23 protein-coding genes are annotated in these 17084 nt (G+C 42.7%); 14 read left to right on the forward strand and 9 right to left on the reverse strand.

What is annotated here, in order from left to right:
- Nucleotides 1-343: 343 nt before the first annotated feature.
- On the reverse strand, nucleotides 344-1423 hold the full coding sequence (gene mnmH / locus J2Z37_RS14400) for a tRNA 2-selenouridine(34) synthase MnmH (protein WP_209810986.1): 1080 nt from the start codon (nucleotides 1421-1423) through the stop codon (nucleotides 344-346).
- Between the two features lie 275 nt (nucleotides 1424-1698).
- On the opposite strand from mnmH, the gene selD reads away from it, so the two are divergent.
- The gene (selD, locus tag J2Z37_RS14405) at nucleotides 1699-2751 is read left to right on the forward strand and encodes a selenide, water dikinase SelD (RefSeq protein WP_209810987.1); all 1053 of its coding nucleotides are present in this window, start codon (nucleotides 1699-1701) and stop codon (nucleotides 2749-2751) included.
- Nucleotides 2752-2795: 44 nt separating this feature from the next.
- On the opposite strand, the gene J2Z37_RS14410 is transcribed toward selD, so the two are convergent.
- Nucleotides 2796-3779, reverse strand: coding sequence for a glycosyltransferase (locus J2Z37_RS14410; RefSeq protein ID WP_209810988.1), 984 nt, complete (start codon nucleotides 3777-3779; stop codon nucleotides 2796-2798).
- 30 nt (nucleotides 3780-3809) lie between these two features.
- Between J2Z37_RS14410 and selA the strand changes: the two genes are divergently transcribed.
- From selA to J2Z37_RS14435, 5 genes are all read left to right on the forward strand, one after another.
- The gene (selA, locus tag J2Z37_RS14415; protein WP_342453833.1) at nucleotides 3810-5201 is read left to right on the forward strand and encodes an L-seryl-tRNA(Sec) selenium transferase; all 1392 of its coding nucleotides are present in this window, start codon (nucleotides 3810-3812) and stop codon (nucleotides 5199-5201) included.
- 100 nt (nucleotides 5202-5301) lie between these two features.
- The gene (locus J2Z37_RS14420; RefSeq protein ID WP_209810990.1) at nucleotides 5302-5490 is read left to right on the forward strand and encodes a hypothetical protein; all 189 of its coding nucleotides are present in this window, start codon (nucleotides 5302-5304) and stop codon (nucleotides 5488-5490) included.
- 9 nt (nucleotides 5491-5499) lie between these two features.
- Nucleotides 5500-6336 carry a tyrosine-type recombinase/integrase gene (locus J2Z37_RS14425; RefSeq protein WP_209810991.1) on the forward strand — a complete coding sequence of 279 codons (837 nt, stop codon included), beginning with the start codon at nucleotides 5500-5502 and terminating at the stop codon, nucleotides 6334-6336.
- Nucleotides 6337-6551: 215 nt separating this feature from the next.
- Nucleotides 6552-6713 (forward strand): hypothetical protein, encoded by a 162-nt coding sequence (locus J2Z37_RS14430; RefSeq protein WP_209810992.1) that lies wholly within the window; start codon nucleotides 6552-6554, stop codon nucleotides 6711-6713.
- Nucleotides 6714-6823: 110 nt separating this feature from the next.
- On the forward strand, nucleotides 6824-7771 hold the full coding sequence (locus tag J2Z37_RS14435; protein WP_209810993.1) for an N-acetylmuramoyl-L-alanine amidase: 948 nt from the start codon (nucleotides 6824-6826) through the stop codon (nucleotides 7769-7771).
- Between the two features lie 33 nt (nucleotides 7772-7804).
- Here J2Z37_RS14435 and J2Z37_RS14440 read toward each other — a convergent pair whose 3' ends face one another.
- The 4 genes from J2Z37_RS14440 to J2Z37_RS14455 form a co-directional block, all read right to left on the reverse strand.
- Nucleotides 7805-8809, reverse strand: coding sequence for an inorganic phosphate transporter (locus tag J2Z37_RS14440; protein ID WP_209810994.1), 1005 nt, complete (start codon nucleotides 8807-8809; stop codon nucleotides 7805-7807).
- Nucleotides 8810-8826: 17 nt separating this feature from the next.
- Nucleotides 8827-9444: a DUF47 domain-containing protein gene (locus J2Z37_RS14445; protein WP_209810995.1), complete on the reverse strand. Its 618-nt coding sequence runs from the start codon at nucleotides 9442-9444 to the stop codon at nucleotides 8827-8829.
- 189 nt (nucleotides 9445-9633) lie between these two features.
- Nucleotides 9634-10419 (reverse strand): hypothetical protein, encoded by a 786-nt coding sequence (locus tag J2Z37_RS14450; RefSeq protein WP_209810996.1) that lies wholly within the window; start codon nucleotides 10417-10419, stop codon nucleotides 9634-9636.
- A 100-nt stretch (nucleotides 10420-10519) separates the two neighbouring features.
- A complete protein-coding gene (locus tag J2Z37_RS14455) occupies nucleotides 10520-10978 on the reverse strand; it encodes a DUF441 domain-containing protein (RefSeq protein WP_209810997.1) in 459 nt (152 codons plus the stop codon).
- A gap of 144 nt (nucleotides 10979-11122) precedes the next feature.
- On the opposite strand from J2Z37_RS14455, the gene J2Z37_RS14460 reads away from it, so the two are divergent.
- From J2Z37_RS14460 to J2Z37_RS14485, 6 genes are all read left to right on the forward strand, one after another.
- Complete coding sequence (locus J2Z37_RS14460) at nucleotides 11123-11329, forward strand: DUF1657 domain-containing protein (protein WP_209810998.1); 207 nt, start codon at nucleotides 11123-11125, stop codon at nucleotides 11327-11329.
- Nucleotides 11330-11344: 15 nt separating this feature from the next.
- Nucleotides 11345-12205 (forward strand): DUF421 domain-containing protein, encoded by an 861-nt coding sequence (locus J2Z37_RS14465; protein WP_209810999.1) that lies wholly within the window; start codon nucleotides 11345-11347, stop codon nucleotides 12203-12205.
- A gap of 13 nt (nucleotides 12206-12218) precedes the next feature.
- Nucleotides 12219-12698, forward strand: a complete 480-nt coding sequence (gene spoVAC / locus J2Z37_RS14470; RefSeq protein ID WP_209811000.1) for a stage V sporulation protein AC — start codon at nucleotides 12219-12221, stop codon at nucleotides 12696-12698.
- A gap of 1 nt (nucleotide 12699) precedes the next feature.
- Nucleotides 12700-13701, forward strand: coding sequence for a stage V sporulation protein AD (gene spoVAD, locus J2Z37_RS14475; RefSeq protein WP_209811001.1), 1002 nt, complete (start codon nucleotides 12700-12702; stop codon nucleotides 13699-13701).
- 14 nt (nucleotides 13702-13715) lie between these two features.
- On the forward strand, nucleotides 13716-14069 hold the full coding sequence (spoVAE, locus tag J2Z37_RS14480) for a stage V sporulation protein AE (protein WP_209811002.1): 354 nt from the start codon (nucleotides 13716-13718) through the stop codon (nucleotides 14067-14069).
- Nucleotides 14070-14149: 80 nt separating this feature from the next.
- Complete coding sequence (locus J2Z37_RS14485; protein ID WP_209811003.1) at nucleotides 14150-14356, forward strand: DUF1657 domain-containing protein; 207 nt, start codon at nucleotides 14150-14152, stop codon at nucleotides 14354-14356.
- A gap of 222 nt (nucleotides 14357-14578) precedes the next feature.
- Here J2Z37_RS14485 and J2Z37_RS14490 read toward each other — a convergent pair whose 3' ends face one another.
- Complete coding sequence (locus J2Z37_RS14490; protein ID WP_209811187.1) at nucleotides 14579-14983, reverse strand: globin domain-containing protein; 405 nt, start codon at nucleotides 14981-14983, stop codon at nucleotides 14579-14581.
- A 194-nt stretch (nucleotides 14984-15177) separates the two neighbouring features.
- Here J2Z37_RS14490 and J2Z37_RS14495 point away from each other — a divergent pair, with 194 nt between their 5' ends.
- Both J2Z37_RS14495 and J2Z37_RS14500 read left to right on the forward strand, forming a co-directional pair.
- The gene (locus J2Z37_RS14495) at nucleotides 15178-15480 is read left to right on the forward strand and encodes a hypothetical protein (protein WP_209811004.1); all 303 of its coding nucleotides are present in this window, start codon (nucleotides 15178-15180) and stop codon (nucleotides 15478-15480) included.
- Nucleotides 15481-15719: 239 nt separating this feature from the next.
- Nucleotides 15720-15950, forward strand: a complete 231-nt coding sequence (locus tag J2Z37_RS14500) for a hypothetical protein (protein WP_209811005.1) — start codon at nucleotides 15720-15722, stop codon at nucleotides 15948-15950.
- A gap of 42 nt (nucleotides 15951-15992) precedes the next feature.
- On the opposite strand, the gene J2Z37_RS14505 is transcribed toward J2Z37_RS14500, so the two are convergent.
- Together J2Z37_RS14505 and J2Z37_RS14510 are read right to left on the reverse strand one after the other, a co-directional pair.
- Complete coding sequence (locus tag J2Z37_RS14505) at nucleotides 15993-16724, reverse strand: YhcN/YlaJ family sporulation lipoprotein (RefSeq protein ID WP_209811006.1); 732 nt, start codon at nucleotides 16722-16724, stop codon at nucleotides 15993-15995.
- A 140-nt stretch (nucleotides 16725-16864) separates the two neighbouring features.
- Nucleotides 16865-17065: an alpha/beta-type small acid-soluble spore protein gene (locus tag J2Z37_RS14510; protein WP_209811007.1), complete on the reverse strand. Its 201-nt coding sequence runs from the start codon at nucleotides 17063-17065 to the stop codon at nucleotides 16865-16867.
- Nucleotides 17066-17084: the final 19 nt, after the last annotated feature.

Below are 17084 nucleotides of genomic sequence, written 5' to 3' on the forward strand. Positions count from 1 at the left end.
GAAATATGTAGTGTCAAAGCCGTGTGCGTAGGTCCGCATGCACGGTTTATTGAGAGGGGTGGGTCAGTAATGACCACCCCTACTCTCTTTGGAAATACCTTTTTAAAAATGATCACTACTTCACGCCCTCGAGCAAGGGGTATCATTATAGTGGACTCAGGAGACCTTATTTGGTTAGAATTTCCCTTTTTCTCAGGTCTGGAGGACACAGAAGACCTTATTTACATTAAATCATAGGATATTTTATGCTTATTAGTAGAATAGCGTCTTTTGGGTCCGGAACTCCTCGGATTTGGCTATTTGGCAACAAATAGCGGCAATACGGTCCGGTTTATTTCTCACTTTAATGGGATCTAGACTGGGGCAGTTCCTCATTATATTTGTTTGATTTACTTAAAATTTGGATAATCTCCTCAACACATCTCTCTAGATCATCAACATTTACAAAGTAAAAGGGTCCTGGATACTCATCTAATTTATGCTGGTATCTTGGATCGTAATAGTCGGTTAGTAAGGTTGATATAAATCGATAAAAATCGCCTGCTTCCAAAGCCCCCAGAATATCGTCTCTTGTGGCAGGAGTCATCCTCTTTAGAATAGGAGCGATTGCCTCACCGACCCGTTCCCTAAAGTCAGGTTCCTTCCCGTATGGATCTACATATTCCTCATAAATTCTTTGTGCACGAATTTCCACCGTGGTTTCTAAGATAATGTGAATCCCCTTGGTTTTGGCTTGAAGAAGCCAGTCAGGCTGGGTGGCTTTCCCAATTCTTCGGCTCTCCGCTTCCATGCAAACATAGGGAAGTCCTTGTACTTTCTTCAAGTCATGATAAAGTAAGGATTCGAACGTTTTTTGGTTGTGAACACCGAGTCCAATGCCTCCAAAAACGGAACCCCGATGACCAGCCAAGGCCTCCAGATCAAGGATGGGAAAGCCTCTGTCCTTTAGCATATGCAGAATAATGGTTTTCCCCACACCCGTCATTCCGTGTAAAACAACAAAGCGTTGGGGCAGCAGTTCCTCTGTTAAGTGCTGGGTGATCCATTGGCGGTAAGAGCGAATCCCGCCACTTAGCCTGGTAACATTAAGCCCAGAAAATTCGGCAAAGGTACAGACTGATTTGCTTCGCATTCCCCCACGCCAGCAATAGATGATGGGCTGTTTTCCTGCCTCAATCTCCTGACGGATGGTCTTCATCAGTTCTGGGATTTTTGAAGAAACAACATTCATCGCTTGCCACTTGGCGGAATTTTGCCCTTCTACCTTATAGGTTGTTCCAACAACGGCACGTTCCTCGTCGGAAAAAATGGGGACATTGATGGCACCTGGGATATGGTTTTCTTTATATTCAGATGGCGAACGCACATCGATAAATATTTTGTTTTCCAGATCCATTGCTTTCTCTATTTCAATTTCTTTCATGGTAAGAGCACTCCCTCATTTGATTGATTATAAGTGTATCATGTATGATAATAAGGAGTAAAAAAAACTTCCATCGAAGTATTTTCAAAGTAGATGGACCGCTTTTAGAGGAAGTTTTCCCCCTACGGGGACTACAATCCCATCTGAGCAGGAAGCAAATTCGACGTAGTTCAGATGGAAATAGAGGTTGTTATGCCGATAGGAATTTTTGTTCACTTTAACTATTTTAGTATACTAAAAAATTCCTATGCGGAAAAATGCGGAAGGGTGATATTATGTCGGATCAAACACGAGTTAAATTAACGTCTTTGTCCAGTAAAGCTGGCTGAGGCTGCAAAATAGGTCCTGAAGACCTGACGCAGGTTCTGCGTCATTTACCATCTTCTGCTGAAGTTGATCCAAACCTTTTGGTCGGATTGGATGTTCCCGACGATGCTGCAGTCTATAAATTAACGGATGAAATTGCCTTGGTGCAAACCGTAGATTATTTTACACCTATTGTTGATGACCCTCGGATGTTTGGCCAAATTGCGGCTGCCAACGCATTGAGTGATGTCTATGCAATGGGCGGTAAACCACTTACTGTCCTTAATATTGTAGGATTCCCCATTAAAAAATTGGATCCCTCCATCCTGGCAGATATTCTAAGGGGTGCTGGGGAGAAAGTACTTGAGGCTGGGGCGATCATTGTTGGAGGTCATTCCATCGATGACCAGGAACCAAAGTTTGGGATGGCTGTAACAGGACTTGTTACACCGGATCAAGTATGGACAAACCACGGGGCAAAACCCGGCGATGCATTAATTTTAACCAAGCCGATTGGGGTCGGAATACTTACGACTGCCATTAAGCGCGATCTTCTGAACGAAGAAGAAACCGAGCGCGTAACGGCCGTGATGGCTGAACTGAATAAAAAAGCAGCAGAGGTATTTTCCCGTTATACGGTCCATGCCTGTACAGATGTTACAGGGTTTGGGCTGCTTGGCCATGCTAAGGAAATGGCAGAAGGGAGCAAGGTTGGTCTACAGTTGGAAAGGTCATCTGTCCCGGTTCTACCGCGGGCCTCTGAGCTTGCAGAGCAAGGGATCGTTCCAGGGGGAACAATGGCAAACCATAAGTGGATTTCGGGTTGCGTGAATTACGGAGATTTGCCAGAGACTGAGCAGTTTTTGCTTTGTGATGCAGTAACCTCTGGAGGATTACTCGTGAGTATTCCAGCATCAGAGGCTGCAGCTTGTCTAGCAGATTTACATTCCGCTGGTGTAGACCAGGCTCAGGTGATTGGTAAAATAACGGCAGAAAACCCTGGCTGTATTACTATCATTTAAGCCATAAGGGGAAAAGCACCCATTCTTCAGTGGGTGCTTTTTTTCTATCTGGACATCTGATGATAGAGCTCGATATACCGCTGTACCTCCAGAGCAGGTGATGCATGCTCACCTGCCCATACCTTCGCTTGATGAATCACTCTTTGCCGCAAGGTCGGATCGGTCATGATCTCTGTGATGGCTTTAATGAATTCATCTTGCTTCTCATATAGCCAACCCGTTTCACGATGGATAATTAAGCTTTCATTGGCCGGATTTTTTCTCGCTACGACGGGACGACCTATGGACATCGCCTCCATGATCGCGAGGGATTGTCCCTCTGAAATGGAGGTATTAAGGACAATATTGCTGGTATTATACCATTGTGTCATCACATCAAAAGGAACGACACCTGCATAATGCATCCATGGTCGGCTTGCACAGGCTTGTTTAACCTGTTGGTAAACCTGCTGATCAAGACTTGCCCCCAAAATGGTAAAAGCTAACCTTGGAAACTTTTCGACTAGCTGATCAAGGGCAGGTAGGGGGTGTAGAACATCTTTCACTGGACGAAGCCCAGCAGGCAGCAGAATAGTTGGTATGGAGTAATCGGGGGATTCCTCTACTTTCCAGGGTGTCCAGACAGCCTGAGGGATCTTTACCGTCTTTTTTGCCCAATTCAAATCCAGTTCACTAATCTTTTGAAAGGCGTCGTCGGTAAAAACCGTGAGAAATTCTGCGCCTTCTAGAAGTGAAATCACATCTGCGCCACGTTTGGTTTGCAAGTCAACATTAATATCTGTACCGCCCATCGTCACTAGATAGGGCTTTTTTAACTGGTAGCCTGTTTCTCCAAGCCATTGGACAAAGCGTGTGGCATGAAGAATATGGACCACATCCGTTTGAGGAAGATACCACAGATCTTTTTCCCCATAAGGAAACACCGAAGTTTGAATACCTGCTTCTTGAAGAAAATGAATAATTCGTCTAGAGGTTGTCGCATTGCCTCTTGGTTGGTTAAAATAGGGAGTAAAAAGTAATATATGCATACAATCACCTATGGAAAGGGGGGTATTTTAGTGAATCTGATAACAAAACAATTATTAAGAGAATTACCTGCTGTCCATCATTTTACTCATAATCCGCAAATTTTGGAATGGGTTAAGGAAAAAGAAATTGCAGAACCCTTTTTTGCTGATGTAGTAAAGGAAGTTATTCAGGAGACAAGGCAGCAAATTTTAGCGGGAACACTAACGGATCTCTCCCACGAGGAAGTATGGAAAACTATCCAGGAAAGGTTAATCCACAGCCAGAAAAATAATCTTCAACCCGTAATTAATGGGACAGGTGTCATTTTGCATACGAATTTGGGAAGGGCTGTGTTGGCCCAAGAAGCGATTGAGCAAATGACCGAGGTTGCCATGGGCTACAGTAACCTGGAATATCGGTTGGAAGAGGGAAAAAGGGGATCACGTCACGATCTTGTAGAAGCTTTGGTTCGCCGGCTGACCGGGGCGGAGGCAGCGATGGTAGTGAATAATAACGCAGCCGCTGTGTATCTCATTCTTAGGGAAATGGCCAAAGGGCAGGAGGTTATTGTTTCACGGGGGCAGCTCGTAGAGATCGGTGGGTCATTCCGGGTTTCAGAGATTATGAAAGAAAGCGGTGCAATCCTGCAAGAAGTGGGGACGACAAATAAAACCCATCTCCGGGATTATGAACAGGCAATAAACGAGCAAACAGCATTGCTTTTGAAAGTTCATACGAGCAATTTTGCTATAACTGGATTTACGCACAGCGTATCCTTGAAAGAATTGGTTGAACTAGGGCAGTTAAACGATATTCCCGTTTATGAGGACTTGGGAAGTGGCGTTTTATATGATTTGCGTAAACATGGCATCGGCTCAGAGCCCGTGATCCAGGAGAGTATTGAACAAGGAGTGGATTTGGTCAGTTTTAGCGGTGACAAACTGTTAGGAGGACCACAAGTCGGGGTGATTGCCGGTAAAAAGAAATGGATCGATCGTTTGAAAAAAAACCAATTGGCTCGGGTTTTGCGTGTGGATAAAGTGACCCTGGCCGCTTTGGAAGCTACTTTTCGTTTATACCTGGATCCTCAGAAGGCAGCGCAGCGAATTCCTACCCTTCACGATATGCTTTTGCCAATAGATGAGATAAAGAAAAAAGCCCATTCGCTACAAAAATTGGTTAATGAGTTTCCCATTGAAATTAAATCAGAGCAATCGGAGGTAGGCGGGGGAAGCCTGCCAGGCATTTTTTTGCCCACTTATGTTGCGGTAATTCAGCACCCTACTTTCCCAGCGCATGAGATTGAAAGAAGGCTCCGGAAGGGGACACCATCAATCATTGGACGAGTCACCAAGGATGAGTATCTTCTTGACTTTCGTACCATTCAAGACCGTCAAATCATGCCGCTTGCTGAGATGTTGAAAAAACGTCTCCAGGAATAAAATACTTTCATCCTATTGAATCTCTTTATATAATAGATAAATAAACAACATGGAACCAACCTTAAAGGTATAAAAACAATACTTAGGAGTGGTGATGGTCATGACAATGGAGAGTATTCAGGAGACATATAATATCGGGGAATTAATCAACCAAAGAAACAGGCTGAAAAACATGCTGTCGAGCGCATCCTTATCAGAGGAGGAGAAGTGGGAAGCTGATTATCTACTCCAGTCAGTGAACCGCCGTATTCGGTTGTTAAATGACCTTCTGCTTGGCTTAGACAAGTAGGTGGGCCCATTGGAACAAGAACAACTTCTCCAGGATTACCATCAGGAATTATTAAGTCAAAACAAATCTACCACAACGATTCATACGTACCTTTATGAACTGCAAAAGTTCAATGGCTGGCTTATGAAAAATGAAGGGGACTTAAAGCAGCTAACCCGGTATGAAATCAAGTCTTATATGGAATTACTTCAATTAGAAGGAAAGAGTGCCACAACAATCCATAAGATTTTTGCAGCGCTTTCGTCATTTGCCGGGTTTATAGGAAGGTCTGATGTTATGCAGAATATTGCGCTTCCGAAATTTCATCAGGCACATTACATTTCTCCGCAAAGCTTAGAGCGTAACGAGAAAAATCGGCTGCTCCGGGAAGTTGAGCGGGATCAAAAGCTGCGCAACATTGCCATTACCTATTTATTGTTATTGACAGGGATGCGGGTATCCGAACTGGTCCAGCTAAACCGCGAGGATATTCAATTAGGAGAGCGGAAAGGATTTGTACTGATCCGCAAGGGGAAAGGAAATACGGAACGACGCGTTCCGCTTTCTTCAGAGGCCAGATTCCATTTAAGACGCTACCTGGAATCGCGATTAGATCAGGAAGCCCCACTGTTTCTTTCAAACTTCAGCAAACGGATTTCCATTCGTTCTGTTCAACATATGCTGAGCCAGTATGGGGTACATCCGCACCAGCTGCGACATACCTTTTGTCGGGAGTTGGTTGCTGCTGGAGTAGATTTGACAACCGTAGCCGACCTTGCAGGACATCAGGATATTAATTTGACCAGACGGTATACAAAACCATCGGAAAAAGAACTGCAAGAAACCATTGATCGGGTATTTACCTGAATCTGCTAGGAATTGAACGGAAAAGAAGTGGAACATTAATTAGTACATCTCCCCCCTAGAAGAAGAGTTGTCAACGCCACGAAAGAACGGGGGAGATGGATTGGACTATCGAGAGATAGTCCTTTCTTGTTTCCAGCCCTTTTTTAGTGAAAGTGAAATGTTCACAAAACCTTCACATATACATGTATTATCCTGAAGTGAAGGGGCTGGAATCAGTGATACATTTTTTTGAGTTGCTTATAGCTAGCTTTGCCATTCTGTATGTTATTGTCCATTCTTTATCTGAAGCGATGAAAAGGGATTCCGCCATCATTGACAAGCGTGACCTATGGGGAAATTATGATGTCACTTTAGAGGATATGAAGTTGAATAAATAGGGGGGCCAATCCCCCTTTTTCTCTTTAATTATTCATCCACCTATACCTTCCTGCGGTTCCTTACATAACATAATTAGAGGCCACCCTACCACAGGAAAGGAGAAACTGATATGACTTTAATTGTACTTGATCCGGGACACGGGGGAAAAGATTCTGGTGCTACGGGATTTGGTCTTGTTGAAAAGGACCTTGCTTTAGTCATAGCATCTCTTGTGCAGAGGTTGTTCAAGGAGCAATACGTAGTGGATGTGAGAATGACCAGGGAAACCGATGTTTTTATTCCCCTTTCAGAACGGGCCAATTTGGCTAATCAGTGGAAAGCTGATTTATTTATTGCCTTCCACCATAATGCCTCAGGTGGGGAAGGTTTTGAATCCTATATATATCCCTCCGCACGTGGGACTAAAGTCGAAGAAATTCAAAATAAACTTCATGACACCATGATGTCTTATATGAAAAATTACGGGGTAAAGGACCGTGGGAAAAAGCAGGCTAATTTTGCAGTGGTTCGAGAAACCCGCATGCCGGCTATCCTATTGGAGAATTTATTTGTGGATAATGCCCACGATGCTTCTTTATTAAAACAACAGAGTTTTTTACAAGGTCTTGCTCAATCTGTTGTAAACGGAGTGGCATTAGCCATTCAGCTGATCCCTCGCCCATCTCAACAGCCAATCCCCGTAGCCCCTACAGCACCAGCCGCACCCCCAACCGCACCTCCAAGTTCTCCACACTGGGCAAAGCCTGCACATGATGCTCTGCGGGCTGCTGGTTTTCTATTATCCGATCATACGGCCAATTTGGATCAACCAGCTAGTGAGGGGATGGTCATCACCCTGTTTAACCGTCTCCGGGAAGCTTTGAATATTCAACAAGCACAAACAACCCCAGCTCCACCTAATAACTCTCCTAATGAACATTGGGCAGCTCTAGCTAATGATGAGTTAATGAAGGCTAGGATTCTGCAGAGCGACCATCGTGGGCACCTTGACGAACCAGCATCTGAGGCGATGGTTATTGAAGTGGCCAACCGAATTTGGCAGGCAGCAAAGAAATAGGCCGTTCTCATATATGAGACGGCCTTCTTTTCTTTATATAAAATGGATAATCCAATAAATAATCGCTGCCATAACAGCGCAAATTGGCAAGGTGATGATCCAGGTTAGAACAATACGCTGGGCTACGCCCCATTTTACCCCTTTTACCCTTTTCGCTGCACCAACACCCATAATCGCGGAAGAAATAACGTGTGTTGTACTGACAGGTAGTCCAAGCTTTGTAAAGGTAAAAATAATCAAAGCGGATGAAAGGTCTGCTGCTGCGCCATTGACTGGTTCTATTTTCATAATTTTCCCGCCGACCGTTTTGATTATTTTCCAGCCACCGATAGCGGTCCCCAAACCCATAGCCGTAGCACAGGAAATCCGCACCCACATTGGAACATGGTCAACAGATTCTTGAAAACCTCCAGCTACCAAAGCGAAGGTAATAATCCCCATCGCCTTCTGTGCGTCGTTTGTACCATGTGTAAAGGATTGGAGAGCTGCAGTGAATACTTGAAAACCTCTGAAGCCGGAGTTTACCTTATGTGGTGATGCAGGCATTAGACCCAAAAGGAAACGAAATAAACTCATCATCAAAAAACCGATGATTAAAGCAATGATAGGCGAAGCAATCAGACCTTCGAGGATCCCTGTGAACCCCTTCCAATGAACGCTGCTTAATCCAGCAGCTGCCACGACAGCTCCTACCAAGGAACCAATCAAAGCATGGGATGAACTGCTGGGAATTCCATACCACCAAGTGATTAGGTTCCAGATAATAGCGGAAATCAAAGCCGCTATAACAATTAAAGTTCCATGTTCTAGGGTGGTAGGGTCTGCAATGCTACCGCCAATCGTCTTGGCTACACCGGTAAACGTGATCGCCCCAATAAAATTCATCGTGGAAGCTAAAATGATCGCCGTTCGGGGTGCGAGTGCTCTCGTTGAAACGGAGGTTGCAATTGAGTTTGCCGTATCGTGAAATCCGTTGATAAAATCAAAGGATAATGCCAGAAAGACAATGGTGAATATTGGTATTAGAGTTACGTCCATCTTTTACTCCCAGCTTTTTATGAATTTCTCATGATAATCGTTTCTAATGTATCTGCTACATCTTCACAACTGTCCGAAATCGATTCCATGATTTCGTATATCTCTTTATACTTGATAATTTTAATCGCATCATCATTGGTTTGGAATAAAGTGCGGATACTATCCCGCAATAATTCATCACCAATCGATTCAAGTTCATTTATCTTTATGGAGTATTCCCTAATAGGCAGCAATTTTCGTTCACGAAGCAATTCAAGGGCTTTTAACATTTGGAAAGAGGAGGCTTCTATATTTTCTGCAAACTTTACCATGAAGTGATCAGCCTTTGTAATGTCATACATAAAAAATCGTGATGCACATGCTTCCATTCCGTCAAGGACATCGTCCAATTTCACCGCAAGGTTGAGAATATCTTCCCTTTCAATCGAAGTAATGAAGGCTTTGTTTAAGGCACGAATAAGATCGTGGATATAGTCATCTCCCTTATGCTCAAACGTCTTCATTTCATCCGCAAACTTATGTACACTATCTAGCGATTCAATTTTGAACTTGTTGAAGAATTTCGAAGCTTCGTAAACATTAGATGCAATATCATATAGTGTTTCTAAAAACGCATCCTTTTTCTTGAAAACCATGTTCTCACTCCTAAGTTTTTTAAATTTATGCCCCCAATTGTTAAATCTACCATACTTCGACATATTCCGTCATTAAATAAAAACGGCAATATGATTTTTTTTACTGCATAGGAATGTATAAGCTTTCTTAAACGGGCTTCCATATAAGCTTTACTTATCTTCAACAGTTTAGGTAGTTCTTATGCCTTCCTAATCTTGCAGGTCTTCTTTTACATGTAGATCTGAACTGAGGATCTCAATAATATTCTGATTGAGCTCAGTATATTTGTGGGGGCGGATATAAATATTCAAATACTGAAAAACCTCACGTAAATCATTCAGAATATGCTCTGGGGATTGATAAATTCGCGAGATATCCTTCAAGGTAGCAGTCTCTATACCGTGTGCCACAATCGTTTGGTGACGTAAATCCATCAATTCATTCATCGGTTTTCCCGTAAGGATATTAATTATTTTCTGCCATCTACCCCCACCAGTCCGCAAGATCTCTTTCATCCCGTTCATAAGTCCATGTCTAATTTTAAAATGGGTGAGAAAAGCCTTTTTTTGGTAGATCCGGTCGCGCAGTGTATAATCTTTTCTTTCCTTAAACTGTATAACGGCATACTTAAGAAGCAACTCCCGTAATTGGAAGATGCGCCCGAGGAATTCTGTATATTCATCACGCTCAAGCTGGATCACAATGTTATCAAACAATTCATTAAAGATATATCCTGGATTACCTTTAATTAAGGGGGGGATTTCCTGAATGTAACGCGTAATTCCTGTATATTGATGAGAAAAGGGAGTTTTGATCTCCTGCAAAAGTTCCTTAGCCCCATAAAAGTTAAAGTTAAGACTGCGGTGACAACTCGAGACCAGGTAATAGATTGGATGGTCTTGTAAGGAAAGAAGTTCTAAGACTTCAACTGCTCCATCATAGTCATAACGTTCAACTAAACGTATGACTGCATAAAATTCATAGCTGTTTTTCATTTTGCCCCTCCTAAAAAACCCCATCTTTAATATTATACCGTTAATCAGAAATTCGGGTAGCGGCATAAGCAGGAATTTTTTATAAAGGGAAGAAGCGGAGTTAAGAGTTTTTGGTCAATTTGTAGAATTGTGCAAAAATCGCTGTAATTCCGGCTGCAGTCAGGGGGCCAACGGGGATTCCTTTGAGAAAGATAATCCCAATAATCGATCCAATAACGAGTCCAATGATGGTTTGTGGCTGTGTCCGCATCATATTGAGACCAAAGCGATTCATATAAACAGCAATGGCGCCGCCGGCTAATGCTAACCAACCGTTATAGGTGACAAAGACCGGGGAGATCTTTTCCCAACCAATTTCCTCTGCGGCAAAAGGGACAAGGACACTGACGGTGAGAAAAAGCAGTCCAAGCTCTAAGCCCCTTCTTTCAATTGTAGGGAAGAATCGTTCAAGTGAGGTTAATTTGAAGATTAAAAGCAAACTGGCAGCCGTGGTAATAATACTGGATTTCCCAAGTAATCCGGTAATGATTAATAAAACGAGTAACATTTCTCCACTCATAACAAGACCCCTGTCCAAAAACGTGTTTAAGAAAGTCTATGTTTATCTTGGATTAGCTATGCCCTTTGCATATTCAAATTCTATGTGTGGAACAATAACCCTTGTAAATAAAATCCAATTCCCTTGTGAAAGAAGGAATTACCTATGACGGTTGCATCCCAGGTAAAACAAACGTTAGCCAGTTTAAAAGGAGCTCAGGCAACATTGGAGCTATACGCTCAGCAAACAGTCATTGAACAGGAACAGATGGCTTTCGCCAATAGTTTAGAAAAGATATCCGGGATCATAGTCATGTTGGAAAAACGGATTTCGGCCATGGAATTTGAGGAACCACAGTATAAAGGGTTCTAAGAAAGGAGCTGCCTTGTGCCAGACTGGATCACTATTATTGTTCGTTCCCTCTTAATGTATTGTATTGTGGTTTTCCTTTTGCGAGTGGTAGGACGTAAACAAACTTCTCAGATGACCTTTAGCGATTTCGTTGTCGGGATCGCAATTGGGGCAATTGTGGCGCTTATCTCGTTGGGTATTATAGATAACTTAGCCTATGGATTAATTGGATTAGCGGTCTGGCTTTTGTTTCCCGTTTTAACAAATTACCTTGCCTTAAAAAGCAAGGCTTTTCATGACCTGCTTTACGGTAGGCAAACAGTATTGATCCAACAGGGGAAAGTGATGGAAGACAATGTAAAACAAATGAAGATGACCGGAGAGGAATTGTTGGCCCAACTTAGGCGCAAAAACGTCTTTAATATTGCTGATGTGGAGTTTGCTTTGATGGAGGCGAGTGGGGACGTCAGTGTTCTGCTCAAACCGGAAAAAACGCCGATTACTCCAAAACAAATGGAGTGGCAAGTTGCTCAGGCAGCCAACCCGCAAACGGTTATTTTGGATGGCAATATCATCGACGAATCCTTGCGAAACCAGGGGCTAACAAGAAATTGGCTCTCGACTGAGCTGGAGAAGGCAGGAGTTACGGTAGAAAATGTCTTTATTGGGCAGGTAGATGCTTCCGGGGATCTCTATCTTGACCTGTTCGATGATGCGATACAGCTTCCGAAACCTACAACGAAAGCATTGCTTTATGCAACTTTAAAGAAATGTGAAGCAGATCTTGAAAGCTACGCGCTAGCCACAAAGGATCAGATAGCCCGAAAGAATTATCAGGAAGCGGCAGATCAACTTCTGCAATTATTGGAGGAATTGAGACCTATTTTGAAAAGATAGTGGAGGGCAACCGATGTCAGATAAAAAGAAGAAAAAGCTTACTCCTACGCAACAAGAATATCAAGCCTTTGCTAAAGCAAGGGAGCCTGCGCGTCCGGTATGGAAAAATTGTATTCGGGCGTTTTGGGTGGGAGGATTCATTTGTTTGATTGGACAAGGCATCTCCGAATTTTATACGACTTTTTTTGATTTTAATGAACGAACCGCAGGAAATCCGACTGTCGCAACGCTGATTTTTATTTCCGTTTTACTGACAGGATTCGGTGTATATGATCACTTGGCACAGTTTGCGGGCGCCGGCTCCGCTGTACCTGTGACAGGATTTGCTAATTCTATTGCTTCTGCAGCCATTGAACACCGAAGTGAAGGTTACGTGCTTGGCGTAGGGGGAAATATGTTCAAACTAGCAGGCTCCGTCATTGTATTTGGTGTCTTTGCTGCATTTGTCGTTGCATTAGTAAAAACGATTGTCATCATGTTAGGAGGCGCTTAATGTGCTGCATGGGCATCAAACCTGGGAGTTTCAAAATAAGCCCTATATTCTATCGAGTGCTGCCGTTGGCGGCCCTTTCGAAGGGGAAGGGCCATTGGCAAATGACTTTGATATCCTCCATGGAGATACTTGGTTAGGGCAAGACAGCTTTGAAAAGGCAGAGAAAAAACTGTTTGAACAGGCTTGCGAAAAAGCAATTGAGAAAGCAGGCCTGAAAAAGGAGGACATTCAGTTCTTTCTTGCAGGCGACCTGCTTAATCAGATTATTTCTAGTAGCTTTACAGCTCGGACGCTAGCCGCCCCGTATCTTGGCTTATTTGGGGCTTGCTCCACTTCGATGGAAGGACTGGCATTGGCTTCATTAATTGTCAACAGTCATTCTGCAGAATATGTCCTTTGTGGAGCTGTCAGTCATAATTCCTCGGTTGAAAAACAGTTTCGCTATCCCACAGAATATGGCGGGCAGAAACCTCCCACCGCTCAATGGACAGCAACAGCAGCCGGTGTAGCTGTACTCGGGAAAACAGGAACCGGTCCAAGGGTGACCGCGGCGACGATTGGCAGAGTAGTTGATATGGGGTTATCTGACCCATTTAATATGGGGGCTGCGATGGCACCGGCAGCGGTAGATACCATTGAAGCTCATTTTCGCGACTTGGGACGTACTTTTGATGATTATGATTTGGTCGCCACAGGGGACCTCGCCAAGGTAGGACATCCAATAGCAAAGGATCTGATGAAAAAGCACGGAATTAAAGTCCCTGATCACTTTGTCGATTGCGGGATGATGATTTATGGTGAAGATCAACCCGTTATCGCCGGAGCTAGTGGAGCGGGATGCTCTGCAGCAGTGACGTATGGCCATATCCTTAACCGTCTCCGCCGCGGTGAATTAAAAAGGGTTTTGATCGTTGCTACTGGTGCACTTCTATCCCCTTTGTCGTTTCAGCAAAAAGAAAGCATCCCGTGTATTGCACATGGCGTGGTTATAGAGAACATCTAGAAGGAGCAAGGGATATGCAGATCTATTTTTGGGCTTTTGTCGTTGGTGGATTGATATGTGTAATTGGTCAATTATTGTTTGATGTAGCCAAGCTGACCCCTGCACATACGATGAGCACTTTGGTGGTTGCGGGAGCCATCCTCGATGGTTTTGGTTTGTATGAGCCATTAATTGATTTTGCTGGAGCAGGAGCTACTGTGCCAATTACCAGTTTTGGCAATGCACTTGTGCATGGAGCTATGGCTGATGCAGAAAGGTATGGGTTAGTGGGTATCATTACAGGAATTTTTGAGGTGACGAGTGCGGGTATATCTGCAGCGATTATTTTTGGGTTTTTAGCCTCTTTGGTGTTCAGACCGAAGGGGTAAAATACATGATTAAAAAGGCAAAAAGAAGAGTAACCTATTATTGTTCCTTTGGGGACAGTACATGAGTAGGGGGGATACAGATGACTGTTTCACAACAGGTAAAACAGGTAGTTGCAGGTTTAAAAGGGGCACAAGCCAGCCTTGAAACATTTGCTTTACAAACCCAAGATAAACAGGCCAAACAGATGTATACGCAAGCTGCTCAGCAAACGATGAATGTAATCAGCTCCCTTGAACCACGAGTGCAGCAAATAGAAAAAGAAGAGCCAGAGTATAAAGGGTTTTAAAAAAATCCTTCCACAAGAGTCTCTTAGAGGCTCTTGTTTTTTGGGGAAAAACCGGGTTTAACCAACTTTGAAGATGCCCATACTACATAACTAATGGAAATACAGGAACTTAATAAAGGAGAAGGACATGGATATTTTCAGAGAGATTTTGCTTCGTTTGGGGCAAGTCATGGCAAGTGTGATTTTTGGATAAAAGAAAAAAACAGGTGGTTCCTGTGGGAATCACCTGTTTTCTGTTTCTGCAGTATTCACAAAACGGTGTGCAGCCTGATACAAAAAGCTGTATAAATCATCGCGTGCTGGGCCGGATAAGCCAATTTCATCCATTGCCTCATGCATACAGCTAAGCCAAGCTTTGGCTCGCTTTTCTGTAATTTCAAATTGGACATGCTTCTGCCGCATATTTCCAAATCCATAATTTTGTGTATAGAGAGGTGGTCCTCCAGAAAGCTGAGAAAGAAAGGAGAACTGCTTTTTCTTTATTTCCTCCACTCCATCCGGGAACAAAGGTGCAAGGTCTGGGTGTGCATAAACTTTTGGATAGAAGACATCGACTAATTTCTGCAGTGTTGGAGCTCCGCCAATTTGCTGATAAATATCCGTTGTTGCCTCTCGAGAATAGGTCATATTTTTCACTCCATTTCCATACCTGTACAACTAGTATACTCCAGAAACAAAAAATGGAATGTGATGAATATCACTGTTAACCACTTGGATATAGTTTTTATTGAAATCTACCTTAAAACAATTCTTTAAATATTTAATCCTTGGTTAAAACATGCTATAGTTAGGTTAAGCACAAAAAGGGCAGGAGGAATGACATGATTACAATCAAAAAGCCTTGGATGATGTATAAGAGTGTCCAAGAAATAGGTGAAGCAATTCAGCAGGGGCTCGAACAAAAGATGGGATTACCTACGGCTGTCCTTTTTGGTGAAGATCAATTTTTGGTCGTTCTGAAATTTCCCGAACACCAAGCACATGTCAAGTTTAAGCTGCAAGATTTGAAAGAGCAGTACAGAACCGTCGAAGATTTCGTGGAATTTATATATGGTTGTTATGTTGAAAGTGTGGAAGAAACTAAAAAAGAAATGAAAATCACGTTGAAGGATAAGGAGGACTAACCTCCTTTTTCTTTTTTGATATTGGTGCAGAAAATTCAATCTACTTGTTAGTGTCAAAAGGAAACTTGTCGAAATAACATAATAAGGGAAGTGTTGCTGTGTTGCCATACAGGTGAAGGGAGGTGCTGACTGATTTGTTTCTCCTTATGGCTGTTAGCTTGATTTTTATATCGCTGACACCTTTTTTTGTGGTTGCCGCCAGGAAATCTTAAATAAACGGTAGGAGGCCTATCAGAACGGTGAAGCACGACGATGACTTGCTAAAATACTTTCAAATCCATGACAAGACCGAAATATATAAAAGGAAAATGGAAAAGTTTAAAAATGTTGATCAAAGTAAATATAAAAGATATTTAGCTAAATACCTAAAAAACCTAAATGAAGAAAATGATTATTATGGACAATTATTTTACCCCTCTAAAAAGAATAAGAATGAGCTTAGTTTTTCCTATCGCTCCGATAAGGGTTAAGCTAAAGAAAGAGTGGGAGGACCCACTCTTTTATTGAGGATGTTACCTAAACGGAGCTGTTACAGTTCGCCCCATATCGCGGATGAGACTAGCGACGTCTTCACCCATCGCACGGATAGGATGGCCCGTATTATTGGTTGTTAAATTACGGTGAATCGTGTTAATTCGGCTTGTTAAGTTTTTGTCCGAAGTCACATGAACTTTAAATCCTTTTTCATGTCTCAAGATCTTACCCTTAACATCTTTTTCAAGCGTCTTTAGATTCTTATGGCCTTTTCCTTCAATACCAACAACAATGTCGTTTCCTTGAACTACGGCCACTGCTCTTGTAACCCCTGGAACGTCATTGGCAAGGTTAACCACGCGTGTTGCTACTAACTTATTGGTACTAAAGGTATTGTTACGCATGGTGTTGTTTCCATGCCATCCATAAGTGTTGGCCCCAAAACCATAATTATTTGTACCATAACCATAATTATTTGTACCGTAACCATTATTGTAGTTACTTGTACCATAACCATAATTATTGGTTCCGTTATATCCGTTATTCATTCCATTATAACCGTATCCGTTATAGTACCCATTATTGTATGGGGTTACGGTCCGGTAATTATTATTGTAGGTTCCAAATCCGTCATAATTATTTACACTGGTTGTTCCATATCCACGATTTGTGGCGTTGTCACTTGTACCATATCCGCAAGCGGAAAGACCACCAATGACTAAAGCAGGGATCATGAACATCTTTACTGTTTGGCTTATTAATTTTTTCATTTTAACACCTCCTGAAGCTATTGTTTGACCTCGGGGGGGTTATTACTCACGGGGAAGTGTGGAAGGAAACACATTTTGTGGAGAAGCGAAAGTACATAAAAACAGAGCACCCGAGGGCGCTCTGTCATCCATTTATTTAATTATTGAGCGCGACCAGATAATGCTTGTTCAGCAAATTGAACCAACCGCTTTGTGATTTCTCCACCTACAGAACCGTTGGCACGAGAAGTCTGGTCTGCACCAAGCTGAACTCCAAATTCTTGAGCAATTTCGTATTTCATTTGGTCAAGAGCCTGAGAAGCGCTGGATACTAACTTTTGATTACTGTTGTTGTTAGCCATGTTTGGTACCTCCTAGTGA

This window comes from Ammoniphilus resinae (assembly GCF_017873965.1).
GTDB classification, from domain to species: Bacteria; Bacillota; Bacilli; order Aneurinibacillales; family RAOX-1; genus Ammoniphilus_A; species Ammoniphilus_A resinae.

What these genes read in the sequence shown, in the direction of transcription:
- J2Z37_RS14485 (WP_209811003.1), top strand. Translation starts at nt 14,150, where the DNA reads ATGACTGTTTCACAACAGGTAAAACAGGTAGTTGCAGGTTTAAAAGGG.
- spoVAE (WP_209811002.1), top strand. Translation starts at nt 13,716, where the DNA reads ATGCAGATCTATTTTTGGGCTTTTGTCGTTGGTGGATTGATATGTGTA.
- J2Z37_RS14490 (WP_209811187.1), bottom strand. Translation starts at nt 14,983, where the DNA reads ATGACCTATTCTCGAGAGGCAACAACGGATATTTATCAGCAAATTGGC.
- spoVAC (WP_209811000.1), top strand. Translation starts at nt 12,219, where the DNA reads ATGTCAGATAAAAAGAAGAAAAAGCTTACTCCTACGCAACAAGAATAT.
- J2Z37_RS14460 (WP_209810998.1), top strand. Translation starts at nt 11,123, where the DNA reads ATGACGGTTGCATCCCAGGTAAAACAAACGTTAGCCAGTTTAAAAGGA.
- J2Z37_RS14510 (WP_209811007.1), bottom strand. Translation starts at nt 17,065, where the DNA reads ATGGCTAACAACAACAGTAATCAAAAGTTAGTATCCAGCGCTTCTCAG.
- J2Z37_RS14450 (WP_209810996.1), bottom strand. Translation starts at nt 10,419, where the DNA reads ATGAAAAACAGCTATGAATTTTATGCAGTCATACGTTTAGTTGAACGT.
- J2Z37_RS14455 (WP_209810997.1), bottom strand. Translation starts at nt 10,978, where the DNA reads ATGAGTGGAGAAATGTTACTCGTTTTATTAATCATTACCGGATTACTT.
- J2Z37_RS14445 (WP_209810995.1), bottom strand. Translation starts at nt 9,444, where the DNA reads ATGGTTTTCAAGAAAAAGGATGCGTTTTTAGAAACACTATATGATATT.
- J2Z37_RS14420 (WP_209810990.1), top strand. Translation starts at nt 5,302, where the DNA reads ATGACAATGGAGAGTATTCAGGAGACATATAATATCGGGGAATTAATC.
- J2Z37_RS14440 (WP_209810994.1), bottom strand. Translation starts at nt 8,809, where the DNA reads ATGGACGTAACTCTAATACCAATATTCACCATTGTCTTTCTGGCATTA.
- J2Z37_RS14505 (WP_209811006.1), bottom strand. Translation starts at nt 16,724, where the DNA reads ATGAAAAAATTAATAAGCCAAACAGTAAAGATGTTCATGATCCCTGCT.
- J2Z37_RS14410 (WP_209810988.1), bottom strand. Translation starts at nt 3,779, where the DNA reads ATGCATATATTACTTTTTACTCCCTATTTTAACCAACCAAGAGGCAAT.
- J2Z37_RS14495 (WP_209811004.1), top strand. Translation starts at nt 15,178, where the DNA reads ATGATTACAATCAAAAAGCCTTGGATGATGTATAAGAGTGTCCAAGAA.
- mnmH (WP_209810986.1), bottom strand. Translation starts at nt 1,423, where the DNA reads ATGAAAGAAATTGAAATAGAGAAAGCAATGGATCTGGAAAACAAAATA.
- J2Z37_RS14435 (WP_209810993.1), top strand. Translation starts at nt 6,824, where the DNA reads ATGACTTTAATTGTACTTGATCCGGGACACGGGGGAAAAGATTCTGGT.